This is a genomic window from Telluria sp. ZT3P25, assembly GCF_059685895.1.
This window is the reverse complement of sequence record NZ_JCASIJ010000001.1, coordinates 1,557,511-1,574,545: the sequence shown is the minus strand read 5'-3', so window position 1 is coordinate 1,574,545 and position 17,035 is coordinate 1,557,511. Positions and strand designations below refer to the sequence as shown.

At 64.6% G+C, this 17,035-nt stretch carries 15 protein-coding genes; 12 read left to right on the top strand and 3 right to left on the bottom strand.

Annotation, left to right across the window (positions count from 1 at the left end):
* Window positions 1-43: 43 nt before the first annotated feature.
* Complete coding sequence (locus AC56LY_RS07190) at window positions 44-1,327, bottom strand: lipoprotein-releasing ABC transporter permease subunit (RefSeq protein WP_499571649.1); 1,284 nt, start codon at window positions 1,325-1,327, stop codon at window positions 44-46.
* 208 nt (window positions 1,328-1,535) lie between these two features.
* Here AC56LY_RS07190 and AC56LY_RS07185 point away from each other — a divergent pair, with 208 nt between their 5' ends.
* The 3 genes from AC56LY_RS07185 (at window position 1,536) to AC56LY_RS07175 (ending at window position 5,753) form a co-directional block, all read left to right on the top strand.
* On the top strand, window positions 1,536-2,552 hold the full coding sequence (locus tag AC56LY_RS07185; protein WP_499577871.1) for a hypothetical protein: 1,017 nt from the start codon (window positions 1,536-1,538) through the stop codon (window positions 2,550-2,552).
* A gap of 43 nt (window positions 2,553-2,595) precedes the next feature.
* Entirely contained in the window at window positions 2,596-4,299 is a 1,704-nt protein-coding gene (recJ, locus tag AC56LY_RS07180) for a single-stranded-DNA-specific exonuclease RecJ (protein WP_499577869.1), read from the top strand.
* Between the two features lie 344 nt (window positions 4,300-4,643).
* A complete protein-coding gene (locus AC56LY_RS07175) occupies window positions 4,644-5,753 on the top strand; it encodes a metallophosphoesterase (RefSeq protein ID WP_499577867.1) in 1,110 nt (369 codons plus the stop codon).
* A 38-nt stretch (window positions 5,754-5,791) separates the two neighbouring features.
* Here the strand turns inward: AC56LY_RS07175 and AC56LY_RS07170 are convergent, their stop codons facing one another.
* Window positions 5,792-6,892 carry an MBL fold metallo-hydrolase gene (locus AC56LY_RS07170; RefSeq protein WP_499577865.1) on the bottom strand — a complete coding sequence of 367 codons (1,101 nt, stop codon included), beginning with the start codon at window positions 6,890-6,892 and terminating at the stop codon, window positions 5,792-5,794.
* Window positions 6,893-7,160: 268 nt separating this feature from the next.
* Here AC56LY_RS07170 and AC56LY_RS07165 point away from each other — a divergent pair, with 268 nt between their 5' ends.
* The 6 genes from AC56LY_RS07165 (at window position 7,161) to AC56LY_RS07140 (ending at window position 11,414) form a co-directional block, all read left to right on the top strand.
* Window positions 7,161-8,333, top strand: coding sequence for a sialidase family protein (locus AC56LY_RS07165; RefSeq protein ID WP_499577862.1), 1,173 nt, complete (start codon window positions 7,161-7,163; stop codon window positions 8,331-8,333).
* Entirely contained in the window at window positions 8,333-9,055 is a 723-nt protein-coding gene (locus AC56LY_RS07160) for a hypothetical protein (RefSeq protein ID WP_499577859.1), read from the top strand. The genes AC56LY_RS07165 and AC56LY_RS07160 overlap by 1 nt, the downstream gene beginning before the upstream one ends.
* On the top strand, window positions 9,045-9,872 hold the full coding sequence (locus AC56LY_RS07155) for a hypothetical protein (RefSeq protein WP_499577857.1): 828 nt from the start codon (window positions 9,045-9,047) through the stop codon (window positions 9,870-9,872). The genes AC56LY_RS07160 and AC56LY_RS07155 overlap by 11 nt, the downstream gene beginning before the upstream one ends.
* Window positions 9,873-9,953: 81 nt before the next feature.
* Entirely contained in the window at window positions 9,954-10,391 is a 438-nt protein-coding gene (locus tag AC56LY_RS07150; protein WP_499577855.1) for an MbcA/ParS/Xre antitoxin family protein, read from the top strand.
* Window positions 10,388-11,077, top strand: a complete 690-nt coding sequence (locus AC56LY_RS07145) for an RES family NAD+ phosphorylase (RefSeq protein ID WP_499577851.1) — start codon at window positions 10,388-10,390, stop codon at window positions 11,075-11,077. Before AC56LY_RS07150 ends, AC56LY_RS07145 begins: the two co-directional genes overlap by 4 nt.
* A gap of 16 nt (window positions 11,078-11,093) precedes the next feature.
* Window positions 11,094-11,414 (top strand): DUF2288 domain-containing protein, encoded by a 321-nt coding sequence (locus AC56LY_RS07140; RefSeq protein WP_499577848.1) that lies wholly within the window; start codon window positions 11,094-11,096, stop codon window positions 11,412-11,414.
* A 45-nt stretch (window positions 11,415-11,459) separates the two neighbouring features.
* Here AC56LY_RS07140 and AC56LY_RS07135 read toward each other — a convergent pair whose 3' ends face one another.
* Window positions 11,460-13,481, bottom strand: a complete 2,022-nt coding sequence (locus tag AC56LY_RS07135; RefSeq protein ID WP_499577845.1) for a bifunctional 2',3'-cyclic-nucleotide 2'-phosphodiesterase/3'-nucleotidase — start codon at window positions 13,479-13,481, stop codon at window positions 11,460-11,462.
* 132 nt (window positions 13,482-13,613) lie between these two features.
* Here AC56LY_RS07135 and prfB point away from each other — a divergent pair.
* The 3 genes from prfB (at window position 13,614) to lysS (ending at window position 16,991) form a co-directional block, all read left to right on the top strand.
* Window positions 13,614-14,718 (top strand): peptide chain release factor 2 gene (gene prfB / locus AC56LY_RS07130; protein WP_258837984.1). Its coding sequence is split into 2 segments (ribosomal slippage): window positions 13,614-13,694 and window positions 13,696-14,718, totalling 1,104 coding nucleotides; the frame shifts between segments, so codons are not numbered across the junction.
* Between the two features lie 13 nt (window positions 14,719-14,731).
* Entirely contained in the window at window positions 14,732-15,403 is a 672-nt protein-coding gene (locus tag AC56LY_RS07125) for an HAD family hydrolase (RefSeq protein ID WP_499577841.1), read from the top strand.
* A gap of 52 nt (window positions 15,404-15,455) precedes the next feature.
* Window positions 15,456-16,991, top strand: a complete 1,536-nt coding sequence (gene lysS / locus AC56LY_RS07120) for a lysine--tRNA ligase (protein ID WP_499577836.1) — start codon at window positions 15,456-15,458, stop codon at window positions 16,989-16,991.
* The last annotated feature ends 44 nt before the right edge of the window (window positions 16,992-17,035 follow it).

Genomic DNA, 17,035 nt, shown 5'->3' with positions numbered 1-17,035 from the left:
TTCGTGCTTCAGATTGGAATCGGGGCAAACGACACAGGCGCGGTTACTCATAGCGCAGTGCCTCTGCCGGTTTCACGCGCGAGGCGGCCCAGCTTGGGTAGATCGTGGCCAGGAACGACAGCAGCACGGCCACGCCGCCGATCCAGCCGACGTCGGCCCACAGCAGTTCGGACGGCATCTCGCTGATCAGGTAGACCTCTTGCGACAGGAAGTGCACACCCGAGATGCGCTCAATGGCCGGCACGATGACATCGACATTGAGCGCCACCAGCACACCCAGGCCCACGCCGAGCAGGCCGCCCAGCAGACCGACCAGCGTACCCTGCACCATGAAGATTTTCATGATCGCGCGCGGCGAGGCGCCCAGCGTACGCAGGATGGCGATGTCGGACTGCTTGTCCTTGACGGTCATGACGAGCGTCGAGACGAGATTGAACGCGGCCACCGCCACGATCATCGTCAGAATAATGAACATCATGTTTTTCTGCGATTGCACGGCCGCGAACCAGACGGTGTTGACCTTGGTCCAGTCGCGCATGATCAACTCGCCCGGCATCGAGCGCTGCAATTCGTAGGCCACGCGCGGCGCCTGGTGCAGGTCTTGCAGGCGCAGGCGGATGCCCGCCGGGGCCGTCGCGCCCGTGGCCACCTGGGCGTCGTCGATATTGATCAGGGCGAGCGTGGAGTCGAACTCGAAATGGCCGGCCTCGAAAATGCCGGACACGGTCAGCGCCCGCGTGCGCGGCAGCGGGTTCTCGCCCGGCGTGCTGGCACCGCCCAGGATGCCACTGCTGGCCACGAGCAGCGTGACGCGGTCTCCCACGTCGACACCCAAGGATTTGGCCAGCGCGCGGCCCAGCACCACATTGAACGAGCCGGCGCGCAGCGATGCGAAGCTGCCGGCCTTCATCTGGCGCGTGATGTCCGATACCTGCGCTTCTTCGACGGGCGCCACGCCGCGCAGCAGCGCGGGCTTCATGACGCCATCGACCAGCAGCATCGATTGCGCGTCGATAAACGGCGCGGCGGCCTTGACTTCCGGGTTGCGCAGCGCCTGCAGGCTGGTGGCGCGCCAGTCGGGCAGCGCGCCGCGACTGTCGAAAATCTCGACGTGCGCCAGCATCGACAGCATGCGGTTGGTGACTTCCTTCTGGAAGCCGTTCATCACTGAGAGAACGACGATCAGCGCGGCCACGCCGAGGGCGATGCCGGCTACCGAGGCCATCGAAATGAAGGAGATGAAGCTGTTGCGGCCGCTGCGCTTGCCGGCGCGCGTGTAGCGCAGGCCGATCTGCCATTCGTAGGGGAGTTTGTGGGTGATGCTCATGCTGTCCGTGTCGACCGATCCGCTGTGTTTCGCTGTGTTCTTGTGTATTGATGGCGCAGCGCCGGGCTGCATCAGCCCGGCAGTTTGCCAGACAAACCGGGATTGTGGCGCAATTATCAAAAACCCACTAGAGCATTCCAGCGAGCATGCGGGTGAAGAATCGGGGTGGCACGCCGCTGGTGGTGGCGATTTGCCCTAGAATAGCGGGATGGCTCATATTACGCTCGTCCTGCCGTTCGCTCTGCCGCTTCCCGAATTTGCTCCCGACCTGATCCGTGCGATGAACACGCCGGCGCTGGCGCAGCTGCTCTCGCGTACCTCGAGCGCCACGCGCACGCGCACGGCCGAACATACCCACGCCCTGCCCCATGAAACCTGGCTGGCGCGCGCGCTTGGCCTGGGCGCTGCGGGCCGGGTCGACGTGGCCGTTGCCGCCATGCGCGGCTTCGGGCTGGAATCCGATGGCGGCAACTGGTACATCGTGTCCCCCGGCCATATCCAGATCGCCCGCACGCATCTGACGATGGCCGATACGCGCCAGGTACCGCTTGACGATGCCGACAGCCGCGCACTGTTCGCCACGGCGGCTGAACTCTGCGAAAGCATTGGCCATGCGCTGCGCTACGGCGACGCGCAGACGTGGTTTTTGCGCGCGGACGACTGGACCGGTTTCGAGACCGCCACGCCCGACACGGTCGTCAATATGGACCTGACGGATTTCATGCCGAAGGGGCAGCCGGCGCTGGCTTATCGGCGCCTGCAGAACGAAGTGCAGATGGCGTGGCATGCGCATCCGGTGAACACCGCGCGCGAAACGCGGCGCCTGCCGATCGTGAACGCGTTCTGGGTCTGGGGTGCGGGCCGGACGGCGCCCGCCTTGATGCAGCCGCTGGCCAGTGTTGCCGTGCCGGGCTGGCTGGGCGCGCTCGGCGATCAACGGCTCGACACCCTCGACCGATTAGCCGATCTGCTGTCGACCGACCGCACGCTGGTGGTCGGCACGCTGGCCGAAGCGGCGCAGGCCGCCGACTGGGGCGTCTGGCTGCAGGTGATGGGACAGCTCGAAGAGATGCTGTTCGCGCCGCTGCTGGCGGCCGTGAAGGCGGGCCGCGTGAGCAAGCTGACGCTGGTGCTGAGCAGCCGCGAAGGCCTGCTCGAGACGACGACGGGCGCGCTGGCGCAGCGCAAATTCTGGCGCAGCCCGACACTCGACGCACTGAAGTGAGAACACTGGTGAGCGCACTGAAATAACCCGACCGAGATAGACATTGACCCTGAAGACCCGACTTTCTACACGTCCCTGCCCGTTCCGCACCTCTGAACTGCTGCGCCAGGATGGCGTGCACCCCGTGCTGGCCCGCATCTACGCGTCGCGCGGCCTGCTCGATGCGCGTGAACTCTCGAGCGAACTGGCAGCGCTGTCGCCACCGTCCGGACTGAAGCACATCGATGCCGCCGCCGCGTTCCTGGCCGACGCCATCGGCGCCGGCAAGCGCATGACGATCGTGGCCGATTACGATTGCGACGGCGCCACGGCCTGCGCCGTTGCCCTTCGTGGGCTGCGTGCGATGGGCGCGCAGGTCGACTACATCGTCCCGAACCGCTTCGAATACGGCTATGGCCTCACGCCAGAAATCGTCGCACTTACGGCGCGCGAAAAGGCGCCCGACATCATCGTCACGGTCGACAACGGCATCGCCAGCGTCGACGGCGTGCTGGCAGCCAATCAGCTGGGCATCGACGTCGTCGTTACCGACCACCACTTGCCGGGCGACGTGCTGCCGGCAGCGCGCGTGATCGTCAACCCGAACCAGCCCGAGTGCGGCTTCCCGAGCAAGAACCTGGCCGGCGTGGGCGTGGTGTTCTACGTGCTGCTGGCCCTGCGCGCCGAATTGCGCCGGCGCGGTGTATTCGACGCGCAAACGCAGCCCAAGCTCGACAGCCTGCTCGACCTGGTTGCGCTGGGCACGGTGGCCGACGTCGTCAAGCTCGACGCCAACAACCGCATCCTCGTCGCACAGGGCTTGAAGCGCATGCGCGCGGGCCGCATGCATGCCGGTGTGGCGGCGCTGTTCCGGGTGGCCGGGCGTGAAGCGCGCTGCGCCACGCCGTTCGACCTGGGCTTTGCTGTCGGCCCGCGCCTGAATGCTGCTGGCCGCCTGCAGGACATGGCGCTCGGCATCGAATGCCTGACCACCGACGACGAAGGCCGCGCCTGGGCCATTGCCCAGCAACTGAACGAAATCAACCTCAAGCGCCGCGAAATCGAAGCCGAGATGCAGGACACCGCGCTGCTGCATCTGGACACGTTCGAGCCGACCGGCGCCAGCACGATCACCGTGTTCGACGCAGGCTGGCACCAGGGCGTGATCGGCATCGTCGCCTCACGCCTGAAAGAAAAATTCTACCGCCCGACATTCACCTTCGCGCCAGCCGGCGACGGCATGATCAAGGGCTCGGGCCGCTCGATTCCGGGCTTCCATTTGCGCGACGCGCTGGACCTGGTGTCCAAGCGCGTACCGGGCCTGATCGACAAGTTCGGCGGCCACGCCATGGCCGCCGGCCTCTCGCTGCGTCACGACAATTTCGACACCTTCTGCCAGGCGTTCGAAGCCGTCGGCCAGGCATGGCTGACCGAAGCGCAGCTCGAGCGCATCATCGAAACCGATGGTCCGCTCGAGGACGAGTTCTACTCGACCCAGTTCATCGAACTGATGGACGGTCAGGTCTGGGGCCAGGGCTTTGCGCCGCCCGTCTTCTGCGACGAATTCCGCGTCGTCAGCCAGCGCATCCTCAAAGAGCGCCACCTGAAGCTGCAGCTGGAAAAGAACGGCCGCCGCTACGACGCCATCTGGTTCGGCCACACCGACAGCCTGAACGACCGCGCCCGCGTCGCCTTCCGCCTCGACGCCAACGAGTACAACGGCGTCACCAAAGTCCAGCTCCTGGTCGAGCACGCCGAATCCGCCTGACAGTGCAGGCCAAGCCCCTGAGCAATTGCCCAATAATTCGACTCTGACCCTAATTGTTACAGTGCAGGCTAAGCCCCTGAGCAATTGCAAAATAATTCGACTCTGACCCCAATTGCAGGTCGCTCGAATTGAGGCAATTGCCCAATAATTCGACTCTGACCCTAATTGTTACGTTTGCTGCAGAGCCTGCCTAACAATTAGGGTCAGAGTCGAATTGTTTGATAACTGTTTGCGGGCGGGATACTTACAGGCGACATGATCTTTTCGTGTTCGCTATGATGGGCCGGTTTGTCCGTTGCCCCCCTCATTCCCTACACGCTGGCTGGCTGCTGGCGGGAGCATGCATGTTTTCGATCATTATCAATTTTCTCGGCTCACTGATGCATTTTTACGTGGCGCATCGCCTGTATGCGCTGGGACCGGTTCGTGCACGCGTGCCGGCGCGGGTCTGGTGGGTGGGCGCCGTGGTGCTGTGGGCGGTGTATCTATGGGGCGTGCAGCTCGGCGATGCGGCGCTTGACTGGCGCTGGTGGCCGGGGCAGTTTTCGATGACCTGGCTTGGCGTGCTGTTCTGCATGACCCAGTACCTGCTGCTGGCCGACATCATCACCGGCTTCGGCTTCTGGCTGCGTACCTGGGCGCCGCGCATGCTGGCACTGGGCGCGATTGCCGGTGTCTCGGTCAGCGGTTTTGCGATATTCCAGGCGATGCGTGCCCCGGCGATCGTCGAGCAGGAACTCACGCTGCCCGGCCTGCCAAAGGCGCTCGATGGCACCGTGATGGTGGCGATCAGCGATACGCACCTCGGGGCCCAGCGCCGCGCGAAGTGGCTCGGCGAACGGGTCGACCAGATCAATGCACTGGCTCCAGACGTTGTCGTGATGCTGGGCGACCAGGTCGAAGACGAGCCGATCAACGACGACCTGCTCGCGCCGGTCCTTCAACGCCTGCGGCCGGCGATGGGCGTCTGGGCCATCACCGGCAACCATGAATACTACGGCGACGCCGGCGGTACGATCCACGAGTTCGCCGCCGGCGGCGTCCGGTGGTTGCGCGACCAGCAGGTCGAAATCGCACCGGGCCTGCACCTGGCGGGCCTGGACGACATCGGGCGCGCGCGACGCGGAAAGCGCGACATCACTACCGGCCTCGAACGCATGCTCCCCAAGCGGCTGGACGGCGCGACGATCCTGCTCGCGCACATCCCTGACCCGATACTGATCGAGCGCGCCGCGCACAAGGATATCGACCTGATGCTCTCCGGGCACACGCACGGCGGTCAGGTCTGGCCTTTCGCTTATCTGGCCAAGCGCGAGTTTCCCTACCTGGTGGGCTGGTACCGCATCGGTGCCATGCAACTGGTGGTCAGCCGCGGTGCGGGCGGCTGGGGACCGCGCATGCGACTGTGGGAGCCGGGCGAGATTCTCAAGCTGACCCTGCGCGCCCAACCCTGACGGCTGCGCATGATGCGCTTGACGGCCCCGGCGGCCACCTAGGGCGTGATGGCTGGCCTGTACGTCTGACCGTGCTGCATCACGAAGAACGCGTCGTCGGCCACGCCCTGCGCCGCGCGCGCCAGCGCCAGGTCGCGCGGCGCCTGGTCGAGGCGCTCCTGCCCCATCGGATACGTCCCCCAATGCATGCCCACGCTGCGCCTGACGCGCAGCTCGCGATGGATCCGCACCGCCTCGTCGGGGCTGACGTGCGAATTGCGGTACCACAGCGGTTGGTACGCGCCGATGCCGATCGCCGCCAGGTCAAAGCCGCCGAAGCGCGCGGCGATGTCGCCGATGTCCTTCGAATAACCCAGGTCACCCGAGAAGAAGAACGCAAAGCCCGGACGCGTGACGGCAAAGCCGCCCCACAGCGTCGCGTTACGGTCCCACAGCGAGCGCGCCGACCAGTGATGCACGGGCAGCAAATGCAGTTCCAGTCCCCGGTAGACGGTCTTTTCCCACCAGTCGAGCTTGACGATGCGCGAGCGGTCGCCGCCCGTCACGTTTTTCTCGAGCCAGAGGTCGACACCCAGCGGCGCCACCAGCAGCGGCGGCCCGCCCGCCTGGCGGTACAGCGCGCGCAGCGACGCCTTCGACAGATGATCGTAGTGCGAGTGACTGAGCAGGACGACATCGATGCGCGGCAGGTCGGCCAACGCCACGCCGGGCGCCTGATGGCGCCTGGGGCCTGCGAACGGTAACGGCGAAGCACGATCGTCGAACACCGGGTCGGTCAGGATGTTCACACCGGTTCCGCTCTGAAACAGGAACGTCGCGTGCCCGATCCAGGTCAGCGCTACCTCGCTGCGGTTGGCATGCATGAAGGCCAGGTCGGGCGCCACCGGCTCGATCGGCGCAAGCGGCGCGCGCACCGATTCGTCCTCGGTCCAGTTCCTGATGCGCGCCGCCCAGCCCTCGAAGAAGCCGCGCGGGGGCCGCTGGTACGCCGGATTGGCCGGATAATTGTTCGCAAAACCTTCCACCCGGTGATGGGGTCTGGCGGCATCGTAATAGGGATTGCGGTGCGCGCAGCCAGTTGCAAGCAGTGCAGACGCAACGGCGGCAACCGACAGAAAGGTGGCGATCAAAGTGCGCATGCGGCAATGCCCGGTCGGTGAAAAATGCCAGTATAGGCCGGGTTGCCGTCAGCGCGGGCACGCCAGAGCTGACCGTCGCCCCGCCCCGTACTGACAGGTCTTTTGGGTGCGGCCAATGTTCTTTTGCGCGGCTTTCCGGTACGATAGCGCCTTTCCCGATCTCGATGCCAGGCCGACGTCCGCGACATGGGCAGGTCTTGATCGATGGGAAACTCAATGCCCGAACCCCGTGCGCAATGCACTTGCCGGGTTCCTCTACTGGAATCGAATGGAGAATCCCGCGATCACCCGGCCGTCCAGGCATCATGCGATCCTGTTCGGCTGTCTGCTGCTCGCCGTGCTTGTCATCGCGGCGGAGGCACTGCGCTGGCGCGCCGCGCATCGCGCCACCGCAACGGCAGGCGCCGTGCCCAGCCTGACCACGAGCAACCCTGGCCGCGTGACGCTCACCGAACTGTCGCATGCGCATATTCCCGCGCCGCGCGGCATGCCATCGGCCCACGCCAGCACGCTTGCCGGCTTGCCCGGCAACCGCATGCTCGCATTCTGGTGGGCCGGCAGCCGCGAGAGCGGTCCGGACGTCAAGGTCTTTGCCTCGACCTGGGCCAATGGCGCCTGGTCTGCGCCATCGATGGTCGTCAGTCGCGAGTCGCTGGGCGCCGAACTGGGCTTCGGCGTGCGCCGCATCGGCAACCCGGTCGCCTGGACCGACCGCGCCGGCAGGATCCATCTGTACGTCGTGGCCACCGGCCTGGGCGGCTGGGCCGCGGCGCGCATCGCCCACCTGGTTTCGCAGGATCAGGGCAAGCACTTCCACGTACGCCGCATCCTGCCGACCTCGCCCCTGTTCAATACCAGCGCGCTGGTGCGCACCGCGCCGCTGGCGCTGAGCGACGGCGGCTGGTGGCTTCCCGTTTACTTCGAGATCGGTAACAAGTACCCGATGCTGATGGCGTTCGACGCCGATGGCAACCCGACCAGTCTGGCGCGCATCGGCAACAGTACGTCGACCCTGCAGCCGGCCCTGGTTGCTGTATCAAAGCACGAAGTGCGCGCCGTCATGCGCGACGACAGCGAGCAGCAACTGGTGCAGCACGCGGCAAGCGTGGATGGCGGGGCCACCTGGCAAGACCTGCCGGCGCTCAACCTTCCCAACTACAGCACGTCGGTCGCTGCCATACGCCTGACCAGCGGCCAGTTCCTGATGCTGCATAATCACGTCGAAGGCGGCGCGTCTGCGCGCAGCATCCTGCGCCTGTCGATCTCGAACGACATGCGCACCTGGCGCACGATCGCCGATATCGCCAAAGGCCCGGCCGGCGACGAATTTTCGTATCCATCGATGCAGCAGGTCGGCGACGAGCTCCACATTACCTATACCTGGCAACGGCAGGCGATTGCCCACCATCGCTACCGCATCCAACCGGAAGGCACGACCTGATGATACTGCCGGATCTAGCAAGCCAGATCGTGTACGGCCGCATAAGCTGGGCGATCGTTGCCGCCACCGTGGTCTGCGCCCTGTGGCGCCGCGCGGCGCCAATGCCGCGCGCCACGCTGGCCGCCATCGTGGCCGGTGCGCTGGTCTTGATGGCCCTGCCGGGCAACCTGTCGCCAGCCTGGTACCTGGGCCTCGCGTTCCAATATCCGAGCGGACTGCTGGTGGGCTGCTGCCTGCTGCACCTGACGCAGCGCTGGAACGGCCTGCGCCGCAGCCCGGCCATGCCGCAGGCGCTGGCCGGCGTGCTTGCCGGCGCCGGTATCCTGCTGTATCTCGACGCGCTCGGCGTGCTCACGAGCGGCTACTATTACGCCGGCTTCGGCGGCGTCTTGGCGCCGCTGGCAGCGATAGTGCTGGCCGTCGCGTGCGCGGCGGCGATCATGTTGACGCATGCGCGGGGCCATGCCACAGCAGTCCTTGGCGCCGTCGTCCTGTTCTCGGTGCTGCGCCTGCCGACCGGTAACCTGTGGGACGCGTTGCTCGACCCGCTGCTGTTTGGCTGGGCGCTGGTTGCGCTGCTGGCCGGTGCGCGGCGCCGCGCGGGCCGGCAGACATCCGGGCGCGTCCCGGCAAACGATGGCGAGCCCGTTCCGGGCGCCGCCCTGCAGCCGCTCGCGGCTGAACATTTTTCGTCTCTGAAGGAGCAAGTTGGTGGTCAATAACACAGTGGTCAATCATCAGTGGTACAAGCACCCGGTCATTATTTCGGCCACCATCATCAATGCATTCATCCTGCTACTGACGCTGGCCTGGTCGGGCAATCCCCAAGAATTGTCGCGCCTGCTGGTCGAAGACGGCATCGTCGAATGGATGCAGTTCCTGGCCTTCTCGCTCACGGCGGGCTTGCTCGGCTACGTGGCCGTCGACCGCTGGAAGAACGGCGGGATGCGGCTCGAAGTGCTGGTACTGCTTGGCCTGACGGGCCTGGTGGCCCTGGCTGCACTGGAAGAAATCAGCTGGTTCCAGCGCATCCTGCAGATCCAGTCGCCCGAATTTTTCGTGCAGAATAACCGCCAGGCCGAAACCAATCTGCACAATCTGGGCTTCGGCAAGGAAAGCCTGCACAAGGCCGTGCTGCTCAAGATCATCCTGATCACGGGCCTGATCCACAACCTGTTCCTGCCGCTGCTGGCGCGCAAGCGGCCGGCGGTTCGTACCTTCGTCGAGCGCTTCGGTCTGTATCTGCCGCCGCTGGCTGCCTCGATCCCATACCTGGTGCTGGTGATCCTGTCGCATCTGCTGATCGACCATCCGCGCAAGGGTGAGCTGGGTGAAACGTTTGGCGCCGTGCACTATCTGGCGACCGTGTTCGGTGCCTATTTCGTCGGTGTTGCCTACGACAAGAAGCCGCTGTTTGCCGGCCTGGATGCCCGCCGCGTCTCGGTGCTGTTCACGCTGCTGATGTTCTATCTGTTGATGACCGGCTGGATGCTCAGCGCCGGTGCTGGCGCCATCGTCACTGCAGTCGGCGCCGACTGACGCCACACCGCGCGCGCTTGGCAGGCAAGGCTTGCGATGATTCCAGAATTGGAGTATAAATACTCCAACATCGGAGGAATCATGAGCCTGGCCTATGCCTATCCCAAGAGCCGGTTTGAGCCGGCAACGCTGGTCGACCTGACGTCGAAGGCCGAGCGCGAGCGTTTGTCGCGCTCGGCCCTGACCGGCTTCTTCCGGCTCGCTGTCGCCTGGGGCCTGCGCGACGACGATGCGCGCGAACTGCTTGGCGGTTTGTCGTCGTCGTCGTTCTACGACTGGAAGAAAAACCCTGACCGGGTGCTCGAAGTCGACCGCATCACGCGCATCTCGTACCTTCTCGGCATCTACAAAAGCCTGCACATCCTGTATGGCGACAAGCTCGCCGATGAATGGGTGCGCCTGCCCAACACCAATCCGATTTTTGCCGGCCGCACGCCGCTCGCGTTCATGCAGGCCGGCGGCCTGCTGGCGATGCAGACGGTGCGCAAGCTGCTCGACGCCAGGCGCGGCGGCCTGTGAGCTCGCACGTCACACCACGGCTGACGCTGCTGCGCCAGCTCGATACCTGCCGCCTGATCCCGTCGCGCTTCGCCGATCTCGAAGACTCCGTGCTTGCGCCCCTGGCCGACAGCGACGACGCACTGCGCGACCTGTTCGACCTCGATAACGCCACCAATGAACGCCTGCGCGCCGAATCGGGGCAGGCGCCCGGCATCGGCATGGACGAACTGGTCTTCGGCGTGCCGAACTTTCGCATCATCAATGCCGCGTTCACCTATGCACGCCCGGAAGGCAGCCGTTTCAACGACGGCGAGCGCGGCGCCTGGTACTGCGGCTTCGACGCCGCCACGTCGCTGGCCGAAGTCATCTTCCACAAGACCGTCGAATACGCCGAAATTAACCGTTTCGACGACAGCGTCAGCTACCAGTGCCTGCTGGCCGACTTCAGCGCAACCTTCCACGATCTGCGCGGGATCGCCGCGTATGAAGACTGCCTCGACCCAACCAGCTATGTCGCGTCACAGGCACTGGCCAACGAGTTGCTGGGCGCCGGCTCGCTTGGCGTGATTTTTCCCAGCGTGCGCCATCCCGGCGGTACCTGCCTAGCGTGCTTCCGCCCGGCGCTGGTGGGCAACGTGCGCAAGGCGCACACCTATCGGTTAACATGGGCGGGTTCGCCGCAACCTGCGGTCGAGATTCTTTGACCAGATGACCATGCACATGAAGACCAAACCCGAGAACGACACCGAACTGCACGACAAGATCAACCGCGAAACCGGCCGCGTCGCATGGAGCGAGCTGCAACGCCACTTTGCCAGCGGCAGCGTGGTGTGGGTATCAAGCACACTGGACCTGATCGATGTCGCGCTGCGCATCGCGCACGACGACCGTGACAGCATCACGCGCTGGATGGGCGATGGCCAGGTGGCCAAGGTCAGCGACGCGCAGGCACAAGCCTGGCTGGAAACGGGTGCGCTGCTGTGGGCGTCGGTCGTGAGCCCGTTCGTACTGGTGCAGGACGAAAAGAAGCCGGTGCACTAAATAGCAATGCCGGCCCAGGGCCGGCATTTATCAGAGTACGAAGGCTTACTTCGACAGATCCACCGCGTACAACGCCGTCCCCTTGCCACTGCCATCGTCGGCCTTCACCTGGCTGACAGTGCCCAGCCCTGCCTCGCGCGCCAGCCCCTCCAGGCCTGGCGCCGAATGAAACACCACCGGCCCCTCCGTCTCGACCCGCGCAAAGCGCCAGCTGCGCGCCGCGCCATGCGATGCGCGCGTCAGTTCTTTCGCCGCGCGGATGTGCGCGATCAGGATGTCGCGGTTGTTGTCCGGCGACGCGAGGACGATATTGCTGCCATCGAGCCCCGGGAAGCCGCCGCCGCCACTGGCGCGGTAGTTGTTGGTCGCGACCAGGAATACCTGCGTCGGCGCCACCGGTTTGCCCAGATACGTCAGGTTCACGATGCGCTCGCCCGGCTTTTTCGTCACGTCGATCTCGTAGCTGACATCCTTCGACGTGATCGTGTCGAAGTTAAAACTCGGAAAGCGCGTGTTGATCAGTTCCTGCGGCGCGGCCAGCGCCGGGTCGATCCTGTTGAAGCGCTGCGCCGCCGTCTCCAGCCACGCCTTCAGGCCCGCGCCATCCACCTTCACCGCATACAGCGAGTTCGGGAACAGATACAGGTCGGCCGCGTTGTTCAGCGCCAGATCGCCCGCCGGGACGTCGGTGTAATCCGCCACGCTCGGAAAACCCGCCTTGAACGGCGCCGACACCGACAGCACCGGCACGCCGGCGTACTGCGGCAGATTGGTCTTGACGTAATTGCTCACGTACTCGGCCTGCGCGCGGTTCACGACTTCGAGCGCCGACGGGTCGCCCACGTCAGCAAAATAACTCGTCATGCGAAACGCCGAGCGCCCCACCGGCGTCTTCACGTAGGCGATCGTCGCTTCGTGCTCGGCGCGCACCAGGGCGGCCACTTCCGGATCCGGTTCGACAAAGGTCCTGGCGCCCGTCTGCGTGGCGCGCGCCTGCACGACGGTCTTGTCCTTGTCGACCGCCCAGGTCTTGCCGTCATAGGTCAGGTGCAGCTGGACCACGCCCAGATGCTTGCCCCACTGGCTCGGCATCACGGTCGGCACGCCGTGCACCAGACCGCGCACCTTGTCCACGCCCGGCAGGTTGAATTGCGGGACCGTGCTGTCGGCGTTCGGGAACAGCTGGTGTGCGTGCCCCATCAGCATGACGTCGATGCCAGGCACCTTGGCCAGGTGCCAGTTGGCGTTTTCCATGGCTGGCGAATATGGCGCGTCATCCAGGCCACCGTGCGACAGCGCCACGATCAGCTGCGCGCCTTTCTTGCGCATCTCCGGGATGTATTTTTCGGCCGTTTCGCGCACGCCAGCGGTGGCCACGCGGCCTTCCAGCCAGCGCTTGTCCCAGGCCATGATCTCGGGCGGCGTGAAGCCGATGATGCCGACCTTCACCAGCGTCTCGACCGGCTTGCCATCGGGCCCGCGCGCCGTGATCTTCTTGTCGATGATGCGGTATGGCGCAAACAGCGGCGCCTTGGTCTGCAGGCTGTTCAGATTGGCCAGCACGATCGGGAACGCCGGCCCGGCGCAGCGCGCGCCCTTGTCGACGCCCTTGACCTGAAACTGGCTGCCCGTGATCCGGTTCAGGAACGGCAGGCCGTAGTTGAATTCGTGATTGCCGACCGTGCCGCCTTCGTAACCCAGCGCATTCATGATCTTGTAAATGCCCAGCACCTCGTTGCAGGCGGGCGGTTTGACCAGTGCCTGGTAATCGGCAAACGCCGTGCCCTGGATCGTGTCGCCATTGTCGAGCAGGAGCGTGTTGGCAAATTCCTTGCGCGCGGCCTTGATCAGCGTGGCGGTGCGGTCGACGCCGATCGACGGCTCGGCGGCCAGTTTGTAGTAGTCGTAGCCGACGACGTTGGCGTGCAGGTCGGACGTTTCCAGCACGGCCAGCACGGCGGTGGCGCCGGCCGGTGCTTTGGCCGCATAGGCGGGAGCATTGAGGAGCAACGGGGTAAAGGTGGCGACAAGCGCGGTGCTGATCTGGTAACGCAGGGAGCGGTTCATGGGTAATCCGGGTAACAAGACCGCGCGATGGTACCCCTTGCCCTGCGACTGGGCAAGCCATACCGCCGCAGCAGCATACGCCTCGGGTATAATCCCCGGTTCGATTCAACCCACATTGAGACTGCCGATATCATGGAAGCCGAACGCATCAACGCCATTTCCGCCCTGCTGAACGACCTGACGGGTCGTGAGGCCGAACTTCGGAGGTATCTTTGACTTCGATAAGAAGTCAGAGAAACTAGAACAGGTCAACCAGGAGCTGGAAGACCCGGCCATCTGGAACGACCAGAAGCGCGCCCAGGAAATGGGCAAAGAAAAGAAGGCGCTCGAGGGCGTCGTGCTGACACTCGAGAAAGCCAAGGCCGATCTCGCCGACGCACTGGACCTGTTCCAGATGGCGCGCGAAGAAGGCGACGAAGACACGATGGAAGCCGTCGCGGGCGACGTCGAGGCGATCCAGAAGATCATCGAAGCCATGGAATTCCGCCGGATGTTTTCCAATCCGATGGACCACGCGAGCTGCTTCATCGACATCCAGGCCGGCGCCGGCGGCACCGAGGCGCAGGACTGGGCCTCGATGCTGCTGCGTCAATACCTGCGCTACTGCGAACGCAAGGGCTTCAAGGCCGAGATTCTCGAGCAGTCCGACGGTGAAGTCGCGGGCATCAAGACCGCCACGATCAAGGTCGACGGCGAGTACGCGTATGGCCACCTGCGCACCGAAACCGGCGTGCACCGCCTCGTGCGCAAGTCGCCGTTCGACTCGGCCAACGGCCGCCACACGTCGTTCACGTCGCTGTTCGTGTACCCCGAGGTCGACGATTCGATCGAGATCGAAATCAATCCGGCCGACGTGCGCATCGATACGTACCGCGCGTCCGGCGCCGGTGGTCAGCACATCAACAAGACCGACTCCGCAGTGCGCCTGACGCACGGCCCGTCGGGCATCGTGGTCCAGTGCCAGAACGACCGCTCGCAGCACCGCAACAAGGCCGAAGCCTGGGACATGCTGCGCGCCAAGCTGTACGAGCTCGAACTGCGCAACCGCATGAGCGAGCAGCAGAAGCTCGAAGACTCCAAGACCGACGTCGGCTGGGGCCACCAGATCCGCTCGTACGTGCTGGACCAGTCGCGCATCAAGGATTTGCGTACCGGCTTCGAGACCGGCAACACCAAGAACGTCCTGGATGGCGACCTCGATGATTTCATCTCGGCGTCCCTGAAGCAAAACGTATAAAGGCTTACCCCGCATGACGACACCCGCCCGCGCACTGATCTTCGACATGGATGGCACCATCGTCGACAATATGGACTTCCACACCCGCGCGTGGATCACGTTCTTTGCGCGGCGGGGGCAAACCATCGAGCCCGATGCGTTCTTTCGCGACACGGCCGGCCGTCAGGGCAAGGAAATCCTGCGCCACTATCTGGGTACAGAGCTGGACGACGATGCGCTGGCCACGCTGAACCACGAAAAGGAAGTGCTGTACCGCGAGCTGTATGGTCCGCACCGGCGCACGATCGACGGCTTCGACGCCTTCATCGACCGCGCGCGCGAACAGGGCTGGGCCCTGGCGGTGGCCACGTCGGCGTCGCCAGGCAGTGCCCGTTTCATCCTCGACGAAATGGACCTGCAGCGCAAGTTCGATACCGTCGTCGTCGGCACCGTGGATGTCCCGCGCGGCAAACCGCATCCGGACGTGTTTCTCAAGGCCGCCGAGCGCTGCAGCGTACTGCCGGCGCACTGCATCGTGTTCGAAGACGCGCCACTGGGCGTGGAAGCCGCGCGCCGCGCTGGCATGCGCGCCGTGGTGCTGACCACGACGCTGCCCGCCGAGGCGTTCGCCGAATTCGACAACGTCATCGCGATCGTCAACGACTTCACGCAGCTGGACGTTGAAGCGCTGCTCTCGCTGTCTTAATTACTGCGCGCCGTATCGGCGGCATGCTCAACCAATACCAACAACCACCACTATGACCACCGAGAACCAAGAACAGGCCCCGTTGCAAGGCGCCGACGAAAACAAGATCATGGCCGAGCGCCGCGTCAAGCTGGCGGCGATCCGCGAAAAAGGCGTCGCGTTCCCGAACGACTTCGTCCCCCAGCACAAGGCGGCCGACCTGGTCCAGGCGTACGGCGAAAAAACGCGCGAAGAACTCGAAGCCGAGCCGATTCCGGTGGTGCTGGCCGGTCGCATGATGCTGCGCCGCGAAGCGGGCAAGAAAGCGGCGTTCGCAACGCTGCAGGACAGCTCGGGCCCGTCGGCCAGCGGCCGCATTCAGATCTACATCACGCTCGACAGCGCCGGCGAAGCGGCGATGGACGAACTGCGCAGCTATGACTTGGGCGACATCCTGGGTGTCGAAGGCACGCTGTTTAAAACCAAGGTCGACGAACTGACGGTCAAGGTCAGCCGGCTGCGCCTGATCACCAAGGCGATCCGTCCGCTGCCGGACAAGTTCCACGGCCTGGCCGACCAGGAAACGAAGTACCGCCAGCGTTACGTCGACCTGATCATGAACGAGGACACGCGCCGCACGTTCAAGGCGCGCACCGCCGCGATGTCGTCGATGCGCCGCTTCATGGAAGACAACGGCTTCATGGAAGTCGAAACGCCGATGCTGCACCCGATCCCGGGCGGCGCTGCGGCCAAGCCGTTCGTCACACACCACAATGCGCTGGACATGGAAATGTACCTGCGCATCGCACCGGAGCTGTACCTCAAGCGCCTGGTGGTCGGCGGCTTCGACCGCGTGTTCGAAGTAAACCGCAACTTCCGCAACGAAGGCGTCTCGGTCCGTCACAATCCTGAATTCACGATGATGGAATTCTATGCGGCATACACCGACTACAAATGGATCATGAACTTCACCGAACAGGTGATCCGTCAGGCGGCAGTCGATGCGCATGGCAGCGCCGTGCTGTCGTACGGTGGCCGTGAGCTGGACCTGTCCAAGCCGTTCCAGCGCCTGACGATCATCGAGGCGATCGACAAGTACGCGCCGGGCTACACGCCCGAACAGCTGAACGACGCCGAGTTCATCAAGACCGAACTGAAGAAGTTTGGCGTCAAGCCATTCGCTACCGCCGGCCTGGGCGCGCTGCAACTGGCGCTGTTCGAGGAAACCGCCGAAGCGCAGCTGTGGGAGCCGACCTTCATCGTCGACTACCCGGCTGAAGTCTCGCCACTGGCGCGCGCATCGGACACCCGTGCCGGCGTGACCGAGCGCTTTGAACTGTTCATGGTCGGCCGCGAGATCGCCAATGGCTTCTCGGAGCTGAACGACCCTGAAGACCAGGCCGCGCGCTTCCTGGCGCAGGTCGAGGCCAAGGATGCAGGCGATGAAGAGGCGATGTTCTATGACGCCGACTACATCCGCGCGCTCGAATACGGCATGCCGCCGGCAGGTGGTTGCGGCATCGGCATCGATCGTCTGATGATGCTGATTACCGATTCGCCGAACATCCGTGACGTGCTGCTGTTCCCGCACTTGCGCAAGGAAGACTGAGTAACCGGGCGTTGACGCCTGCATGAAAAAGGCCGCCTTCGGGC